This window comes from Streptomyces sp. WY228 (assembly GCF_019287315.1).
In the GTDB taxonomy this organism is placed as follows: Bacteria; Actinomycetota; Actinomycetes; order Streptomycetales; family Streptomycetaceae; genus Streptomyces; species Streptomyces caviscabies.
On sequence record NZ_CP079114.1, the window covers coordinates 5663766 to 5681184 of the forward strand.

Here is a 17419-nt window from a genome sequence, read left to right on the forward strand (position 1 = left end):
ATCGGGAGCGCACATCGCCCACGGACCCATCCGTCTCGCCATCACAAGGGTGTTCGGACGGCCGGTGCGGGTCGGATGTCGCGGATCGCTCGCCGGAGGGCCGGTTCAGTTCAGCAGGGCGCGTGCGGCGTGGGCCTTGCGCCGGATGTTCTCGGCCGTCGTCGGCTCGATTCCGTCGAGGACGGCCGCATATTCCTCCATTTCCGCCGCCCCGCGCAGGAATTCACCGCGCTGGACGAGGAGCTGGGCGTGCTCGTAGCGGAGCCTGGCCGGATGCGAGGGCAGCAGCAGCGACAGCTCCACCGCCCACAGGGCCACGTCGGTGCGCTCGGGCCGGGCCGCCGCCCACGCCCGTACGTTGTTCAGGATCCGCAGCACGATCTCCAGCGGCCGCGCGGGCACCATCATCGACGGCTCGAGCGCCGCCCCGGTCGCCCCCGTGACCAGCAGCTCCGCGTCCTGCCCGGTCAGCGGCGCGCCCCCGGCGAACGGGTCGGCCAGCACCGGGTGCTCCGGGCCGCCGAAGCCGACGACGAAGTGGCCGGGCAGCGCCACCCCGTACACCGGAGCTCCCGCCCGCCTGGCGACCTCGATCCAGACGACCGACAACAGGATCGGCAGGCCCCGGCGGCGGCGCAGCACCTGCTGGAGGAGCGAGGAGTCCAGTCGCTGGTAGTCCACCGACGAGCCCCCGAAGCCGCAGCGTTCGCCCAGCAGTTCGGCCAGCGCCGAGGCCCAGCCGGCGGCGGAGCGCGAGCCGTACGGCAGCAGCCCCGCCAGCCGGTCCAGCTCGATCTGCGCGGCGTCGATGCCGTACGGGTCGGGATCGGCCTCTCCCGGAACCACCGGGCGGACCTCGGCCGGGCCCACCGGTCCGGCCTCCGCTCCCAGCAGCAGACAGAGGAGGGCGAGGTCCGGCCGCTCGGACCGGGCCTCCTCGGCGAACTGTCGCCGCCGCTCGGCCGTCCCGGATTCCAGCGCGCTCATATGCGACCCATGCCCCTGTCCTTCCGACCCACGTCCCGGTGGCTCATCGCGTGGTTCCTCACGCCGAGCGGTAGTGGTGGTAGCGGTGGTGGGCCGCGAAGCCCATGCCGTCGTACAGCGCCCGCGCCCCTTCATTGTCCTCCTCCACCTGGAGCCAGGCCGCCGACGCGCCCTCGTCCAGCGCCCGGCGCGCCAGCGCGGTCATCACGGTGGTGGCGAGCCCGCGCCGCCGCTGCTCCGGGTCGACCTCGACGGCCATGAAGCCGGCCCACCGCCCGTCCACGACGCACCGCCCGATCGCGGCCGGAGCGGCGGACTCCCCGGGGACCGTGGCGAACCAGACCGAGGGGCCGCTGCCCAGCACCCGCAGCACATGCGGACCGGGCGTCGAGAAACGCTGGTAGCGGGCGAGCCAGTCCGTGTCCGGCTCGCGGCTCAGCCGGACCGCCGCGATGTCCGCGGCCACGTCACCGACCGGCGCCAGCGCGGCGATCCGCACCTCCGCCGAGACCTCGCGCCGCCAGCCGTGCCGCTCCAGCTCCGCGCACAGGAGCTCCTGCGTGCCCTCGGCCCCGGTCGCCGTCTGGACGTACGCGGGCAGGTCCCGCTCCTCGTACCAGGCGCGGACCCGCCGCAGCGCCTCGCCGAGCGGCAGGCCCGGATCGCCGAGCGGCAGAGCGGAGTTGGCGCGCCGGGTGAAGCCCCCGGCGGCGCGCAGCCGCCAGTCGCCCAGCGGCTCGCTCTCCACGGGCTGCCAGGCGCGCGCCGTGACGGCGGCCAGTTCCTCGAAGGAGGCGGCGGGGCCCCGCCGGCGGGCCGGCGCGGCGGGCACGACCTTGCCCGCGACGAGCGCGGATTCCACGATGTGGACGGACTCCCCGCTCTTTCGTGTGATCGCGAGCACACCGTGGTCCCATGATGTGAGCACCCCGACCGTGTCGGTGAACTCCGCGCCCGTGCCGCCGCCGTCCGTCCGGCGCCGCACGGACACGCGTTTGCCCACGTCAGCGGGGGTGATGCGGACTTCCAGCCGTCCGCCGATGGTGAATTCCACAGCTCTCTCCGCCCCTCCTGTTCGGATCGTGCCCGAGAACGGAGATACTAGGGGCGGGCATCGACGACGCCGCGCTCCCGCGCGAGAGCCAACGCCCTACCGAGGAGGAACGACAGCGTGACCTACGTCATCGCGCAGCCTTGTGTCGACGTGAAGGACAAGGCCTGCATCGAAGAGTGCCCCGTCGACTGCATCTATGAGGGCCAGCGGTCCTTGTACATCCACCCGGACGAGTGTGTCGACTGTGGAGCCTGTGAGCCGGTCTGCCCGGTCGAGGCCATCTTCTACGAGGACGACACTCCCGAGGAGTGGAAGGACTACTACAAGGCGAACGTCGAGTTCTTCGACGACCTCGGCTCGCCGGGCGGTGCGTCCAAGCTCGGACTCATCGAGCGCGACCACGCGTTCGTCGCCGGACTGCCGCCGCAGAACCAGTAGGCGACGGCGCCCTGCGCGCTGCCCGGTCCCGTACGGCGTGTCGCCGTGCGGGACCGAGGCGTTTTCCGTACGGCCGGGAACGGCCTGAGCAACCCGAGAAAGCAGAGCCCCGTGTCCGCACTCTCCTCCCGCCTGCCGGTCTTCCCCTGGGACAAGCTCGCGCCCTACAAGTCGACGGCCCAGGCCCACCCGGACGGCATCGTGGACCTGTCCGTCGGCACCCCGGTCGACCCGGTCCCCGAGCTGATCCAGCGGGCCCTGGTCGCCGCGGCGGACAGCCCCGGGTATCCGACGGTGTGGGGGACCGAGGCCCTGCGGGACGCGCTCACCGGCTGGGTGGAGCGCCGCCTCGGCGCGGTCGGCGTGACCCACGCCAACGTGCTGCCGGTCGTCGGCTCCAAGGAGCTGGTGGCCTGGCTGCCGACGCAGCTCGGGCTCGGCGCCGGTGACAAGGTCGCCCACCCCCGGCTCGCCTACCCGACGTACGAGGTCGGCGCCCGGCTCTGCGGCGCGGAGCCCGTCGCCTACGACGACCCGACCGAGCTGGACCCGGCGGGGCTGAAGCTGCTCTGGCTGAACTCGCCGTCCAACCCGACCGGGAAGGTGCTGTCCCGGGACGAGCTGACCCGGATCGTCGCCTGGGCGCGCGAGCACGATGTCCTCGTCTTCAGCGACGAGTGCTACCTGGAGCTGGGCTGGGACGCCGAGCCGGTCTCGGTGCTCCACCCGGACGTCTGCGGCGGGCACTACGACGGCATCGTCGCCGTCCACTCGCTCTCCAAGCGCTCCAACCTGGCCGGATACCGGGCCGCCTTCATCGCGGGCGACGCGGCCGTCCTCGGCGAGCTGCTGCTGATCCGCAAGCACGGCGGGATGATGACGGCCGCCCCCGTCCAGGCCGCCACCGTCGCCGCCCTCGGTGACGACGTCCACGTGTCCGAGCAGCGGGCCCGGTACGCGGACCGGCGCCTGGCCCTGCGCGCGGCCCTGGAGGCGCACGGCTTCCGGATCGAGCACAGCGAGGCGAGCCTCTACCTCTGGGCGACCCGCGACGAGCCGTGCTGGGACACCGTGGCGTACCTCGCGGAGCTGGGCATCCTGGTGGCGCCCGGCGACTTCTACGGTCCGGCGGGCGCGAGCTTCGTCCGGGTGGCGTTCACCGCGACCGACGAGCGGGTGGCGTCGGCGGTCAAGCGCCTGTCCTGACCCCGCCCGCCGCCGAGACGGCGGCACAACGCGCCGAGGGGCCTCGGGAGTGCGCACTCCCGAGGCCCCTCGGCGCGTTGCTGTGCGGCGGCGGATCAGCCGCCGATCGGCAGACCGCCCAGCGGCAGGCCGCCCTGGGTGAGGGAGTCGGTGGGCAGACCGCCGCCGACGGCGTCCGTGGGCAGGCTGCCGCCGAGCGCGTCGGTGGGCAGACCGCCGCCGGCGGCGTCGGCCACGCCGCCCACGGCCTGGCCCGCGTTGCCCGCGGTCTGGCCGGCGGTCTCCTGGGCGGCCGGGACGGCCACCGCGGCGGACTTGCCGACGGTCTGGCCCGCGGCCGGGAGCGCCGTGCCGACGAGCCGGCCACCGGTCTCACCGGCCGCCTGGGTGCCCTGCTGGGCGGCGCTGTCCACCGTGTTGCCGAGCCCGGCGCCGTCCAGCGCCGTCAGGCCGCCCAGGTCCGGGGTCGCCGGGAGATCTGCGGCGCTCGCGGCGCCGGCCGCACCGACCACGGGGGCTGCGCCTGCGGCGATCAGCAGCGCGGCACGAGCGATCCGACGGGTCAGGGGGAGGGACATGATGCTCCTTCAGCGGGTTGTGCACGAATCTGTCTGTCCGGTGATCGGACGCACTGACAACCGCTTCGGGGGAGGGGAAGGTTGCGGTGGGCGAAGGTAAAGGCTGAGCAATGCGTCCGATAATCCGCAGCGGAAGAACCCGGGCAAACAATCCATACCGCCGGAGTCCGATGAACCGTCACTTCCCTTGCGCGGCAAGGGAATCGGAGCAGGTCGGCGAGGCTTGGAGGAGTGGTGCGGAAAGGGTCCCGGGGCGTGGCCCGCAGGGTCCGAACGGGTGACGGGCCGTACTACTGAACGACCCTGATCTTGACCGCGGACGTGCCCGTTTCCGTCCCCTTCGAGCGTTCCGTCCGCCAGCCCGTACCGGCGTCCCAGACCCGGTCCGCGTAGCTCACGCGCTCGATCCGCAGCGCCTCGGACTGGGCCACGGCCCAGTGCGCCAGCTCCCAGCCGCGCCGCGGCGACGCCTTGTCCTCGGTCCGCGCCGAGGTCGCCGGGACGGGCACCGAGACGGTCGAGGCGGCGGACGCGCCCGCGGCCTTCGCGGTGGGCAGCACCTCCTTGCCGAACGCCCGCACCAGCTCGGCCCGCACCTGCCCGGCGTCCCCCGGACCGTCCGCCGTGGCCGTCGACGGGGTGCAGTTCAGCGAGGCCGGCCTGCGCCCGGTCAGCGCGGCGGCCAGCAGCGCGGCATCCGGCTCGTGCTTCGCGTACGCCTGCGGGAAACCGCTGCGCTGCACGCGCTGCGCGGCCACGGTCAGCGGGAGGCGCGAGTAGCCCGGGACCTCGGCGAGATGGTCGTAGAACTCACCGGCGGAGTAGACCGGGTCCATGAGCTGCTCGGGCGTGCCCCAGCCCTGCGACGGGCGCTGCTGGAACAGCCCCAGCGAGTCCCGGTCCCCGTAGTCGATGTTGCGGAGCGTGGACTCCTGGAGCGCGGTGGCCAGCGCGATCGTCACCGCCCGCTCGGGCATGCCCCGGGTGGTGCCGACCGCGGAGATCGTCGCCGCGTTCACCGCCTGGGCCAGGCTCATCTCGTACGTGTGCGACGCCCCGCCGTCCTCGCCGGTGGCCTCCACGACGCAGCGCGGCGGGTTCTTCGAGCCGGAGGAGGAGTACTGCACGGCCACATAGCCGCCCAGGGCCGCGAGCACGGCGAAGGCGGCCGCGAACCGGAAGAGGCGGCTGCGACGGGTGGGGCTGGCTGTCCTGGGCACGGGCCCACCGTACTGGAGGCCCCGCCCGGGGCCGATACCCAAGTCCCTTAGGGTCGGGGCCATGGCCGACAGCACCCTTGACCTCGCCCTTGACCTCACTCTGGACGGACCGGCGCTCACCGCCCGGCTCGTCGACTTCCCCTCGGTCAGCGGGGAGGAGAAGGCCCTCGCCGACGCGATCGAAGCGGCCCTGCGCGCCCTGCCCCACCTCACCGTCGACCGCCACGGCAACAACGTCGTCGCCCGGACGAACCTGGGCCGCGCCGAGCGGGTCGTCCTCGCCGGGCACATCGACACCGTGCCGATCGCCGACAACGTCCCCTCCCGCCTCGACGCGAACGGGATCCTCTGGGGCTGCGGGACCTCCGACATGAAGTCCGGCGTGGCCGTCCAGCTCCGGATCGCCGCGACGGTCCCCGAGCCCAACCGCGACCTGACCTTCATCTTCTACGACAACGAAGAGGTCGCCGCCCACCTCAACGGCCTCGGCCACATCGCCGAAGCCCACCCCGAGTGGCTCGCCGGAGACTTCGCGGTCCTCCTGGAGCCCTCCGACGGCGAGGTCGAGGGCGGCTGCCAGGGCACGCTCCGGGTCCACCTGCGGACGACGGGCGAGCGGGCCCACTCGGCGCGCAGCTGGATGGGGTCCAACGCCGTCCACGCGGCGGCCCCGATCCTGGCGAAGCTGGCGGCGTACGAGCCCCGCCGCCCGGTCATCGACGGCCTCGAATACCACGAGGGCCTCAACGCGGTCGGCATCGAGGGCGGCGTCGCCACCAACGTCATCCCGGACGCCTGCACCGTCGTCGTCAACTACCGCTACGCCCCCGACCGCACCGAGGAGGAGGCCATCGCCCACGTCCGCGAGGTCTTCGCCGACTGCGGCGTGGCCGAGACGATCATCGACGACCACTCCGGCGCCGCCATGCCCGGCCTCTCGCACCCGGCCGCCCAGGCGTTCATGACAGCCGTCGGCGGCACCGCCCGGCCCAAGTTCGGCTGGACCGACGTCTCCCGCTTCGGCGCACTCGGCGTCCCCGCGGTGAACTACGGCCCCGGCGACCCGATGTACGCCCACAAGCGCGACGAGCACGTGGCGGTCGAGAAGATCACCCACTGCGAGACGCGCCTGCGCTCCTGGCTGACCGGCTGACCTGCTGACGGGCCGAGGCGTCGACCGGCTGACCGGTGGACGCCCCGCATTCCCCCGTACGTAACCTCCGCCGATCTACGCTGGCCGTACGCAGTACGACACGACCCAGCACGACGCGGGTCGGTGGAGGGAGCGGAACATGGGCAACGCCGAGGACGCACGGATCCCCGAGGGCGCGGAGGTTCCCGAGGGAGCGGTCAGCCCCGAGGAGCAGTGGCTGGGCCCGGTCCTGCGCCGCAGGGAGCAGGTCCAGCCCGGCACGACCGACCAGCGGCTGCTGGACTCCGAGGGCGATTCCGAGTGGGTGCACACCGACCCCTGGCGGGTGATGCGCATCCAGTCGGAGTTCGTCGAGGGCTTCGGCGCGCTCGCCGAACTGCCGAGCGCGATCAGCGTCTTCGGCTCGGCCCGCACCCCGGCCGGATCGCCGGAGTACGAGGCCGGGGTGGCGATCGGCAAGGCGCTGGTCGACGCCGGCTTCGCGGTGATCACCGGCGGCGGCCCGGGCGCGATGGAGGCCGCGAACAAGGGCGCCCGGGAGGCGAAGGGCGTCTCGGTCGGCCTGGGCATCGAGCTGCCCTTCGAGTCGGGTCTCAACCCGCACGTCGACATCGGGGTCAACTTCCGCTACTTCTTCGTCCGCAAGACGATGTTCGTGAAGTACGCCCAGGGCTTCGTGGTCCTGCCCGGCGGCCTCGGCACCCTCGACGAACTCTTCGAGGCCCTGACCCTCGTCCAGACCGGCAAGGTCACCCGCTTCCCGATCGTCCTGTTCGGCACCGCCTACTGGGGCGGCCTCGTCGACTGGCTCCGCGACACGGTGGTGGCCGGCGGCAAGGCCTCGGAGAAGGACCTGCTGCTCTTCCACGTGACGGACGACGTGGAGGAAGCGGTGATGCTGGTGACGAAGGAGGTCGGCCGGTAGCCCCCTCAAGCCTGCCCGGCGATTGAGGGCATCTTTAGACCGGCACCTCCCGGACGGGCCCGCCACAATCAAGCCCGTCCGGCGCTTGAGGACATCGGTTCCAGCCCCTCCGGCGCTTGAGGAGCGGGGCCCAGGGGCAGCGCCCCAGGCCCCGCCCGCCGGGCAGGCGGCCAGAAACTACGCCAGCCCCCGCCGCGCCACGGCCGGCGCCCGATGCCCGGCGATCGACGCCACCATGTCCAGGACCTGCCGCGTCTCCGCCACCTCATGCACCCGATACACCCGCGCCCCCAGCCACGCAGAGACCGCCGTCGTCGCCAACGTGCCGACGACCCGTTCCTTCACCGGCCGGTCCAGCGTCTCGCCCACGAAGTCCTTGTTGGACAGCGACACCAGCACCGGCCACCCGGTCTCCGCCATCTCCCCGAGCCGCCGCGTCGCCTCCAGCGAGTGCCGGGTGTTCTTCCCGAAGTCATGCCCCGGATCGATCATGATCCCGTCCGCCCGCACCCCGAGCTCCACCGCCCGCTCGGCCAGCCCCACGGTCACCCGCAGGATGTCCGCCATGACGTCCTCGTACGCGATCCGGTGCGGCCGCGTCCGCGGCTCCGCGCCGCCCGCGTGCGTGCACACGAGCCCCGCCCCGTACCGCGCCGCGACCTCCGCCAGCTTCGGGTCCACCCCGCCCCACGCATCGTTCAGCAGATCGGCCCCGGCCTCGCAGACCGCCTCGCCCACGTCGTGCCGCCAGGTGTCGACGCTGATCACCACGTCCGGGTGGCGGCGGCGGACCTCGGCGACGAACCCGACCGTGCGGCGCGCCTCCTCCTCGGGGCTCACCTCGTCGCCGGGGCCGGCCTTCACCCCGCCGATGTCGATGATCGCGGCGCCCTCGGCCACCGCCTGCTCGACCCGGGCGAGCGCCGGCTCGTCCCCGAACGTGGCGCCCTGGTCGTAGAAGGAGTCCGGGGTCCGGTTCACGATCGCCATGATCACCGGCTCGTGCGGCCCGAATTCCCGCCGCCCCAGCCTGAGTGCACCGCTTCGCATCCCCTGTTTCCTCCTCAGATAGCCCGCCTGCGACCCTAAGGCCTCCCGAGGTCGGCCCCGACTGTCCGTGCCGCATGGCACGATCGGAGCCGGACGAGGTTTCCGCCCCCGGGGAGATGCGCGTGTTCTGGTTCTTGCTGCTCACGATGGTCGTGGTCGTCACCGCGGTCACCCTCGCGGTGGTCGGCGGCGGGGGGAGCGCGGTGCTCCAGGACGTCCCGCCCGAGCGGTTCACCGACCCGCTGCCCACGAGCCGCCCGGTCGGCCGGGCGGACATCGAGGCGCTGCGCCTGCCCATGGCCGCCCGTGGCTACCGCATGGCGGACGTCGACGAGGCCCTGTCCCGGCTCGGCGCCGAGCTGGCCGAGCGCGACGCCCGGATCGCGGAGCTGGAGTCCACCCTGGCCGGAGCCCAGGCGGCCGCGGTGACGAGCGGCACCGACCTGTTCAAGCAGCCCGGCGACCGGCCCGCGGAGCCGGCGGACCGGGGCGAGGGCCCGGACCGCGCCGAGGAGGACGGCCGATGAGCGCCGCCCTGCCCGCCCCCGACGGCGGCCTGCGCTGCCCGTGGGGCCTGTCCACCGAGGACTACCTCGCCTACCACGACACCGAGTGGGGCCGCCCGGTCCACGGGGACGACGCCCTGTTCGAACGGCTCTGCCTGGAGGCCTTCCAGTCCGGGCTCTCCTGGCTCACGATCCTGCGCCGCCGCGCCACCTTCCGTACCGCGTTCGAGGGATTCCGGATCGGGGCGGTCGCGAAGTTCACCGACACCGACCGGGAGCGGCTCCTGGCCGACCCGGGGATCATCCGCAACAAGGCCAAGGTCGACGCGACCCTCGCCAACGCCAAGGTGCTCGCCGGGTGGCCGGCCGGGGAGCTGGACGAGCTGATCTGGTCCTACGCCCCCGACCCGGCCGGCCGCCCCGCCCCGCGCGCGCTGTCGGACGTCCCCGCGGTCACCCCGGAGTCCACCGCGCTCGCCAAGGAGCTGAAGAAGCGCTCGATCCGCTTCGTCGGCCCCACCACCGCCTACGCGCTGATGCAGGCCTGCGGACTGGTCGACGACCACCTCGTGGACTGCGTGGCGCGCGGCGGCGGCAGCGCACCGGGCTGAGCCCGCGGCTACTTCCCGAGGTAGACCGGCTTCTCCTTGGCGAGGAACGCCTCCACCGCGATGGTGTGGTCCTGCGACGCGCCCGCCCGGGTCTGGAGTTCGTCCTCCTTCTCCAGGGTCTCCGCGAGCGTGTGCCCGGCGCCGTACGCCATCGACTCCTTCAGCGCCGCGTACGCCACCGTGGGGCCCTCCGCGAGGGTGCGGGCCACCGCGGCCGCCTGCTCGGCCAGCTCGGCCGCCGGGACGACCCGGTTGACGATCCCCAGCTCCAGCGCTTCCTGCGCGGAGATCGACCGCGGGAAGAACAGCAGATCGGCGGCGCGGCTCTGCCCGATCAGCCGGGGCAGCGTCCAGGACACGCCCGAGTCCGCGGTGAGTGCGACGCCCGCGAACGAGGTGGTGAAGGAGGCGGTGTCCGCGACCACCCGGTAGTCCGCCGCCAGCGCGAAACCGAATCCGGCCCCGGCCGCGACGCCGTTCACCCCGGCGACCACCGGCTTGGCCATCTCCGTGATCGCCCGCACGATCGGGTTGTAGTGCTCCTGCACCGTGCTCAGCGCGTTCCCGCCGCCCGCCTCGCGGGTGGCCGTCAGCGTGGCGACGTGCTCCTTGAGGTCCTGGCCGACACAGAAGGCGCGCCCGGTGGCCGTGAGCAGCACCGCCCGCACGCCCGCGTCCGCCGACGCCGCCCGCAGCGCGTCGCGCAGCGCGACCTTCGCCGCGGTGTTCATCGCGTTCATCGCGTCGGGCCGGTTGATCGTGATCGTCGCGAGCCCCTCGCTCACGTCGTACAGAACGGTGTTCGCCTGCTCGTCGGCCATTCCGGTGTCCCCTCGCTGCTCGGGCATCGTTGCTCCTTGCAGGCAAGCATGGCCGACGCGGACCGGGGCAGGGATGTGACCTGCGTCTAACAATTGGCCCTCACCTGGGGGGCCCGGGCGGCGCAGTATCGCAGCCGGATCGCCGAATTGGGTGGTTTTGCGAGAGCGCGTTGCGCAAGCGATGCAGACCGATGTTGGTCATCGGGGTCCTTGATGCGGGATAATGGCGAAGAAGCAATGTGTTCGATGCCGGTGAGGCAGCGCCTGTCATGGGGCCGCCGGTTGCGATGAGCTGGTTTCAGGAAGGGGAACGAGCATGGCGGCCATGAAGCCGCGGACGGGCGACGGCCCGCTCGAGGTGACAAAGGAGGGGCGGGGCATCGTCATGCGCGTTCCGCTCGAAGGCGGCGGTCGGCTTGTTGTCGAGCTGACTCCGGACGAGGCCGATGCCCTCGGCGACGCGCTGAAGAAGGTCGTCGGCTGACGCGGAACGCCCATCACCTTCACGACTGCCCGGCACGGTCTCCGTGCCGGGCAGTCGTGCGTTCGCCCGCCTGTGGTTTTCGGGTCCCGCGCGGCTCAGCCGCGCCGGACCGCGCAGAGCAGTCCGTCGCCGACCGGCAGCAGGGTCGACATCAGCTCCTGGCTCTCGCGCACCGCCCGCAGCAGCTCGCGCAGCCGCAGCACCTCGGCCGGCTGGGCCGCGGAGTCGACGGTGCGGCCGTCCGCGAAGACGCCCTCGAAGCAGACCAGACCGCCGGGACGCAGCAGGCGCAACGATTCAGCGAGCACATCGAGGCTCTCCAGCCGGTCGCCGTCGCAGAAGACGAGGTCGTAACCGCCGTCCGCGAGCCGGGGCAGGACGTCCAGGGCGCGGCCGGGGATGAACCGGGCCCGGTTGGTGGCGAAGCCCGCCTCGCGGAACGCCTCCCGGGCGAACTGCTGACGCTCGGGCTCGGGGTCCACCGTGGTCAGGACCCCGTCCGGCCGCATTCCGTGCAGGAGATAGATGCCGGACACGCCCGTGCCCGTGCCGATCTCCGCCACCGCTTTGGCGTCCGCGGCGGCTGCCAGCAGGCGCAGCGCGGCGCCGGTGCCCGGTGACACCGGGCGAAGCCCCAGCTCGCGAGCCCGCTCCCGGGCCACGTGCAGTGCTTCGTCCTCGGCGACAAAGGCGTCGGCGAACGCCCAGCTCGTCTGCCGGTTGGCGGTAATGACCCTCTCCTGTCCCCGTAGTTGGCGCAACGGTGACTGTATCCGCTGGACCCGGGAACCCGCAGATGGGACCGGGCGTTGTGCAAGGAGTGGGGAAAGCGCAGTGACCGGGTCCGCGGATCGGACCGGCGAGCTGCGGCGAAGTCCCGGGTGACGCCCGGCCCCATCAGGGAAAAAGGCTTATCCGGAGCTAACGGGCGAGGTGGCTATGGTAGGGGCTCCACTGGACACCACCAGAGCCGATAGGGGAGGTGCGGCTGCGCCTGTGGACCGGGGAGGGGTGCTGAGGCGCCTGCTCAGGTCGGCCGGTGAGCCGAAATCCGTGACCAACATTGCTGACCGTTCTTCCGAAGACTCCGCACCGACCGCGACCTTCGCCTCTGATGCGGATTCTCAGGCGTGGACCCCGCCCTCATGGGAAGAGATCGTCAGCACGCACAGCGGTCGCGTGTACCGCCTTGCCTACCGGCTGACGGGAAACCAGCACGACGCCGAGGACCTGACCCAGGAGGTCTTCGTCCGGGTGTTCCGCTCGCTGTCGACCTACACGCCCGGCACCTTCGAGGGCTGGCTGCACCGCATCACGACCAATCTCTTCCTGGACATGGTCCGGCGCAAGCAGCGCATCCGTTTCGACTCGCTCGGCGACGACGCGGCCGAGCGGCTGCCCAGCCGTGAGCCGTCCCCGCAGCAGGTCTTCAACGACACCCACTTCGACGCCGACGTGCAGCAGGCGCTGGACACCCTCGCGCCCGAATTCCGTGCGGCCGTGGTCCTCTGCGACATCGAGGGTCTCAGCTACGAGGAGATCGCCGCGACCCTCGGGGTGAAGCTCGGCACCGTCCGCAGCCGGATCCACCGCGGCCGCTCGCATCTGCGCAAGGCGCTCAAGCACCGTTCGCCCGAGGCCCGCGCCGAGCAGCGCTCCCTGGCGGACGCGGTCCTGGCGGGGGAGGGCGGACTGGCGTGAGCGGCACAGGACCCACCCCCGCGGAAGCACACCTGGGGGACCGACTCGCCGCGCTGGTCGACGGCGAGCTGAAACACGACGCCCGCGAGCGGGTCCTGGCCCACCTGGCGACCTGCGCCAAGTGCAAGGCCGAGGCCGATGCCCAGCGCCGCCTCAAGAGCGCCTTCGCCATGTCCGCCTCACCCTCGCCCTCCGAGGGGTTCCTGGCCCGCCTGCAGGGCCTTCCCGGGGGTCCTGGCGGCGACGACACCGGCTCCGGCGGACCGTTCGGCGGCCGGGGCCCCTTCGCCGACGAGTTCTTCCCCGGGCTGCGGCCCTCCGCCGGCAGCACCCGCGCCGACACCGCGCCCTCCCCGCTGGACGGCTTCGGCTACCTCCCCGCCACCCACGGCTCCACCGCCGTGCTGCGCGGCGGCGCCGCTTCCGGTTCGGCCTTCCGGATACACGAGGTGGCCCGCGACGCGGACCGTTCGCCCTGGCGGGGACGGCGCTTCGCGTTCGCCGCGGCCAGCGCCGTCTCCCTCGCGGCCATCGCGCTGGGCGGCACCCTGCCGCTGGACTCCGGCCCCGAATCGCCCCTGCGCGCCGAGGGCACCGGGAACACCGTCACCCCGCTCGACGCCGAGACCCGCGCCGAGAGCGGCGCCACGGCGGTCAGCCGCCGGGGCGGCGGCGCCCTCGCGGCGACCGGCGACGGCCCGGCGGCCGAGCGGCCCGTGTCCGGCACGGCCATGGCCGGGTTGAACGGCGTGCCCCCGTCGCTCACCGGGACGACCCCGGTGGTTCCGGCCGTCACCCCTCCGCCGAACCGGCAGGCGCCGGCCGTTCCGCACCTGTTCGGCGGCCCGGCCGCGGGTGTACACCCCTTCACCCTTCCTGTGCTGAACGTGTCCGTGCCGCCGTTGATACGCCCGACGACGTCCGCGGCCCCGCTGCTGGCGGCGGCGCTCGGCGGCGGTGCGGTGCCGAAGTCCACGCCCTCCCCGCTCGCCTCGGGGCCGACCCCGGGCTCGCCCACCAACGATCTGGCGAGCCCGCTTTCCCCCCGGCGCTGACCGGACCCTGCGCGGGGATTCGCAAACCTGGTTGAATTCCGGTGAGGGACGCCTCGGTGGGGCGTACAGAGGCCAGTTGCGGGGAGAGCATGGACGACGGGAAGCCCACCGGGCCGCAGGCGAAGTGGTGGAGCCGCCCCTCGGCGGCCGGCCCGGCCGCCGAGGACCGTACGCCGGCCGCGGAGGACCGCGAGCCGGTCGCCGAGGACCGTGGCCCGGCCGTCGAGGACCGCGAGCCGGCCGCCCGGAGCCAGACCCCGGCCCCGGTTCCGGTTCCGGTTCCGGCGCGGCCTTCCGACGGCTCCGGGCGGCCGGACGAGCACGGCCAGGAGGTCCCGGGCCCCCGCCCGTCCGGGCAGCCGCTGCACGAGCCCGACGAGTACAGCACTCCGCCCTACGGCGGCCCCGGCCCCTGGGCGCCCGCTCCGCCGGTGCAGCGGCCGACCCCGGCCCACGGCACCGTCGTACCGCCGGGCGCCGGAGGACCGCCCCCGCAGTACGCCGCGCCGAACGCCGCCGGCCCCCAGACCCCCGCCCCGGCAGCCGCACCGCCCCCGCAGCCCGCACCCGCCGACGCCTTCGCACCCCCGCAGGGCGCCACGCCCGCCGGCGGCTTCACGCCCCCGCACGCCCGGCCCGCCGACGCCTTCGCAGCCCCGCAGCCCGCACCCAACGACGCCTTCGCACCTCCGCCGCCGCACCCGGGGCCGGCGCCCGCGCAGCAGCAGCACACGCAGTGGCTCCAGTACGACCCGTGGGGCGCTCCGGGGCAGCCGCTGACCCGGCCCGGACCTCCCGAGGGCATGGAGCCCGGCGGCAGGAAGAAGCGCCGGGGCGGGGCGTTCATGGGGGTGCTCCTGCTGACCCTGGTCGCCGGCGGCATCGGCGGCGGGGTCGGCGCGTACATCGAGCGCAACGGCGGGCTGACCACCGTCGAGCTGCCGCAGGCCACCCGCGACAGCGGCGACCGGGCCCCCGAGAGCGTCGCGGGCATCGCCGCCAGCGCCCTGCCCAGCGTGGTCACCCTGCACGTCAGCGGCACCGCCGAGTCCGGCACGGGCACCGGCTTCGTCCTCGACGGCCAGGGCCACATCCTCACCAACAACCACGTCGTCGCCCCGGCCGGATCCAGCGGCGACATCACCGTGACGTTCAGCAGCGGCGAGACGGCCTCCGCCGAGCTGGTCGGCAAGGACAGCGGCTACGACCTCGCGGTCGTCCGGGTCCGCGGGGTCTCCGGCCTCAAGCCCCTGCCGCTCGGCAACTCCGACAACGTCCAGGTCGGCGACCCGGTGGTGGCCATCGGCGCCCCCTTCGACCTGTCCAACACGGTGACCTCGGGCATCATCAGCGCCAAGCAGCGGCCGATCACCGCGGGCGGCGAGAAGGGCGACGGCAGCGACATCAGCTACGTCGACGCCCTCCAGACCGACGCCCCGATCAACCCGGGCAACTCCGGCGGACCCCTGGTCGACACCCAGGCCCATGTCATCGGCATCAACAGCGCCATCCGCGCCGCCGACAGCGGCCGGGGCCCCGAGGCGGGCGGCCAGTCCGGCTCCATCGGCCTCGGCTTCGCCATACCCATCAACCAGGGCAAACGCGTCGCCGAGGAGCTGATCAGCACCGGCAAGGCCACCCACCCGGTCATCGGCGTCACGCTGGACATGAAGTACACCGGCGACGGGGCCAAGGTCGGCACCAAGGGCGCCGACGGCACTCCCGCCGTCGCGAAGGACGGCCCCGCCGACAAGGCGGGCATCAAGTCCGGGGACGTCATCACCCAGGTCGAGGGCCAGCGGGTGCACAGCGGCGAGGAGCTGATCGTGAAGATCCGGGCCCACCGTCCGGGCGACGACCTCGACCTCAAGCTGACCCGCGGCGGCAAGGAGCGGACCGTGACCCTGAAGCTCGGCTCGGCGAGCGGCAGCTGATGCGGCTCCGCCGGCCGCCCGCGCCCGTGGTCGCACGCCCGCCCGCCCCGCGGCACCGCGAGGTACCGCCCGGACACCTTCGACAGGTACCTTTGAGCGGTCCGGGCAGCTGGGAGCCCCGGGCCGCGATCGCACGGAGAACACGCGGAGAACACGAGGAGCAGCAAGGTGTTCAATGACATAGGCGCACTGGAGCTGCTGACGCTCGGGGTGCTGGCCGTGCTGGTCTTCGGCCCCGACAAGCTGCCCAAGCTGATCCAGGACGTCACGCGCACCATCCGCAAGATCCGCGAGTTCTCGGACAGCGCCAAGGAAGACATCCGCTCCGAGCTGGGCCCGCAGTTCAAGGACTTCGAGTTCGAGGACCTCAACCCCAAGACGTTCGTCCGCAAGCAGCTCATGGACGGCAACGACGACCTGGGGCTGAAGGAGATCCGCGAGAGCTTCGACCTGCGCAAGGACCTGGCCGACGTCACCGACGCGGTCAACGGGCGTACCCCGGCCGGCTCCGATACCGCCAACAGTGCGGCGAACGGCTCGGCGGGCGCGTCGGCGGACGGCGCCACCACCAGCCTCACCAAGACCGGTGACACCGCTCCTGACCTGCTGAAGAAGACGCCGCCGCAGGCGCAGCCCGAGCGCCCGCCGTTCGACGCGGACGCCACCTGACGCGCCACCCGGCCCCGGTCAATCCCGACTCGTCCGGACGGTATGGCTATTCTCCATCTGTCCGGTTGCGAGGACGCCCAAGCCCGCGGGGGGCGGGCCGCTCCGGATCATGACTGATCGAGGAGGCGGCCGCGCAGATGGAGACGACGAGTCGGATTGATACGGACGGAGTACCGGGCACGGCCACGGCGGAGGAGGTGCCGGCGGCCCGGCGTACCGTCGACGGCTACCTGAAAGCGCCCTTTTCCTGGTACGGGCTGGACGAGGCCTTCACCGGCCCGCGCTGGCTGATGCAGGTCGGCACCGCGGCGGACGGCACGGTGCAGCACGGGGCGGTCGGGCACGGCGACGAGCCCTCCGTGAAGACGGACGGCTCCGCCGACAAGGAGCGGTTCGCCGCCGTGATCACCGTGGCCGCGAGCCCGGTGAGACGCAGCGGTGACGGTACGGGTGTGCTGGACGCCACCACCGTGTCCTCGGCGGCCTGGCTCGCGGGCTCCGGACTGCTGGCGTACACCTGGCCGCCGCAGATGGACCACTCCCTGCGCGACGACTGGCTGGACCAGCAGACCGAGACGGCGTTCACCCTCGCCGACGACCTCGGCAACGCGCCCTGGTCGACGCTCTCCCTGCCGGTGGACGGTGTCCCGGTGGAGTTCCACTACCGCGAGTCCGAGTTCGGCTGGGTGCTCGCCGGGTCGGCCCACGAGGGCGTGCACATCGGGGCGTACGGGCGGGGGATGAGCGCGTACGGTCTGGGGTTCGCGGTGATCAAGGACATCGCGTCGTACGAGTAGGCCGGGGGCGTCCGGCGGGCCGCTTCGTCCTCAAGCGCCGGACGGGCTGGGTGGGCTCGGCCTCGTCCGGCGCCGCGCGGGAAAGACGTCCTCAAGCGCCGGACGGGCTGGTTGGGCTCGGCCTCGTCCGGCGCTGGGGCGGAAAAGATGTCCTCAAGCGCCGGACGGGCTGGGTGGGCGTCCGGACGGGCTGGTTGGCGGCGTCCGGACGGGCCGGGTGGGTGTCCGGG

19 protein-coding genes are annotated in these 17419 nt (G+C 73.2%); 12 read left to right on the forward strand and 7 right to left on the reverse strand.

The genetic code is table 11. The features are described from left to right. Nucleotides 1–105: 105 nt before the first annotated feature. Nucleotides 106–987, reverse strand: a complete 882-nt coding sequence (locus KV381_RS24915; RefSeq protein ID WP_218786341.1) for a transglutaminase-like domain-containing protein — start codon at nt 985–987, stop codon at nt 106–108. Nucleotides 988–1045: 58 nt separating this feature from the next. Next, a complete protein-coding gene (locus KV381_RS24920) occupies nt 1046–2041 on the reverse strand; it encodes a GNAT family N-acetyltransferase (RefSeq protein ID WP_103546886.1) in 996 nt (331 codons plus the stop codon). A gap of 117 nt (nt 2042–2158) precedes the next feature. Here KV381_RS24920 and fdxA point away from each other — a divergent pair, with 117 nt between their 5' ends. Beyond that, entirely contained in the window at nt 2159–2479 is a 321-nt protein-coding gene (gene fdxA, locus KV381_RS24925) for a ferredoxin (RefSeq protein ID WP_003966501.1), read from the forward strand. Nucleotides 2480–2590: 111 nt separating this feature from the next. After that, entirely contained in the window at nt 2591–3685 is a 1095-nt protein-coding gene (gene dapC / locus KV381_RS24930; RefSeq protein WP_030082871.1) for a succinyldiaminopimelate transaminase, read from the forward strand. 95 nt (nt 3686–3780) lie between these two features. Here dapC and KV381_RS24935 read toward each other — a convergent pair whose 3' ends face one another. Beyond that, nucleotides 3781–4263 carry an ATP-binding protein gene (locus tag KV381_RS24935; RefSeq protein ID WP_218786344.1) on the reverse strand — a complete coding sequence of 161 codons (483 nt, stop codon included), beginning with the start codon at nt 4261–4263 and terminating at the stop codon, nt 3781–3783. A 290-nt stretch (nt 4264–4553) separates the two neighbouring features. Further along, complete coding sequence (locus KV381_RS24940; protein ID WP_030631362.1) at nt 4554–5483, reverse strand: hypothetical protein; 930 nt, start codon at nt 5481–5483, stop codon at nt 4554–4556. 61 nt (nt 5484–5544) lie between these two features. Between KV381_RS24940 and dapE the strand changes: the two genes are divergently transcribed. After that, entirely contained in the window at nt 5545–6636 is a 1092-nt protein-coding gene (dapE, locus tag KV381_RS24945; protein ID WP_030082878.1) for a succinyl-diaminopimelate desuccinylase, read from the forward strand. A gap of 139 nt (nt 6637–6775) precedes the next feature. Further along, nucleotides 6776–7561, forward strand: a complete 786-nt coding sequence (locus KV381_RS24950) for a TIGR00730 family Rossman fold protein (protein WP_030082880.1) — start codon at nt 6776–6778, stop codon at nt 7559–7561. 177 nt (nt 7562–7738) lie between these two features. On the opposite strand, the gene folP is transcribed toward KV381_RS24950, so the two are convergent. Next, the gene (folP, locus tag KV381_RS24955) at nt 7739–8611 is read right to left on the reverse strand and encodes a dihydropteroate synthase (protein WP_030631360.1); all 873 of its coding nucleotides are present in this window, start codon (nt 8609–8611) and stop codon (nt 7739–7741) included. 116 nt (nt 8612–8727) lie between these two features. Here folP and KV381_RS24960 point away from each other — a divergent pair, with 116 nt between their 5' ends. Then, a complete protein-coding gene (locus KV381_RS24960) occupies nt 8728–9138 on the forward strand; it encodes a hypothetical protein (RefSeq protein ID WP_030082884.1) in 411 nt (136 codons plus the stop codon). Continuing rightward, complete coding sequence (locus tag KV381_RS24965) at nt 9135–9728, forward strand: DNA-3-methyladenine glycosylase I (protein ID WP_030082886.1); 594 nt, start codon at nt 9135–9137, stop codon at nt 9726–9728. Before KV381_RS24960 ends, KV381_RS24965 begins: the two co-directional genes overlap by 4 nt. Before the next feature lie 8 nt (nt 9729–9736). Here the strand turns inward: KV381_RS24965 and KV381_RS24970 are convergent, their stop codons facing one another. After that, nucleotides 9737–10549, reverse strand: coding sequence for an enoyl-CoA hydratase/isomerase family protein (locus KV381_RS24970; RefSeq protein WP_030631358.1), 813 nt, complete (start codon nt 10547–10549; stop codon nt 9737–9739). Nucleotides 10550–10865: 316 nt separating this feature from the next. On the opposite strand from KV381_RS24970, the gene KV381_RS24975 reads away from it, so the two are divergent. Then, a complete protein-coding gene (locus KV381_RS24975) occupies nt 10866–11033 on the forward strand; it encodes a DUF3117 domain-containing protein (RefSeq protein WP_003966491.1) in 168 nt (55 codons plus the stop codon). Between the two features lie 95 nt (nt 11034–11128). Here KV381_RS24975 and KV381_RS24980 read toward each other — a convergent pair whose 3' ends face one another. After that, entirely contained in the window at nt 11129–11794 is a 666-nt protein-coding gene (locus tag KV381_RS24980) for an O-methyltransferase (protein ID WP_078846036.1), read from the reverse strand. A 178-nt stretch (nt 11795–11972) separates the two neighbouring features. Here KV381_RS24980 and sigE point away from each other — a divergent pair, with 178 nt between their 5' ends. From sigE to KV381_RS25005, 5 genes are all read left to right on the forward strand, one after another. Further along, nucleotides 11973–12734 carry an RNA polymerase sigma factor SigE gene (sigE, locus tag KV381_RS24985; RefSeq protein WP_170994517.1) on the forward strand — a complete coding sequence of 254 codons (762 nt, stop codon included), beginning with the start codon at nt 11973–11975 and terminating at the stop codon, nt 12732–12734. Further along, complete coding sequence (locus KV381_RS24990; protein WP_218786345.1) at nt 12731–13789, forward strand: anti-sigma factor; 1059 nt, start codon at nt 12731–12733, stop codon at nt 13787–13789. Before sigE ends, KV381_RS24990 begins: the two co-directional genes overlap by 4 nt. Nucleotides 13790–13878: 89 nt before the next feature. After that, a complete protein-coding gene (locus tag KV381_RS24995; RefSeq protein ID WP_218786347.1) occupies nt 13879–15723 on the forward strand; it encodes a trypsin-like peptidase domain-containing protein in 1845 nt (614 codons plus the stop codon). A gap of 168 nt (nt 15724–15891) precedes the next feature. Further along, on the forward strand, nt 15892–16392 hold the full coding sequence (locus KV381_RS25000) for a sec-independent translocase (protein ID WP_030082898.1): 501 nt from the start codon (nt 15892–15894) through the stop codon (nt 16390–16392). Nucleotides 16393–16529: 137 nt separating this feature from the next. Next, a complete protein-coding gene (locus tag KV381_RS25005; RefSeq protein ID WP_030082900.1) occupies nt 16530–17189 on the forward strand; it encodes a hypothetical protein in 660 nt (219 codons plus the stop codon). Nucleotides 17190–17419 lie beyond the last annotated feature (230 nt).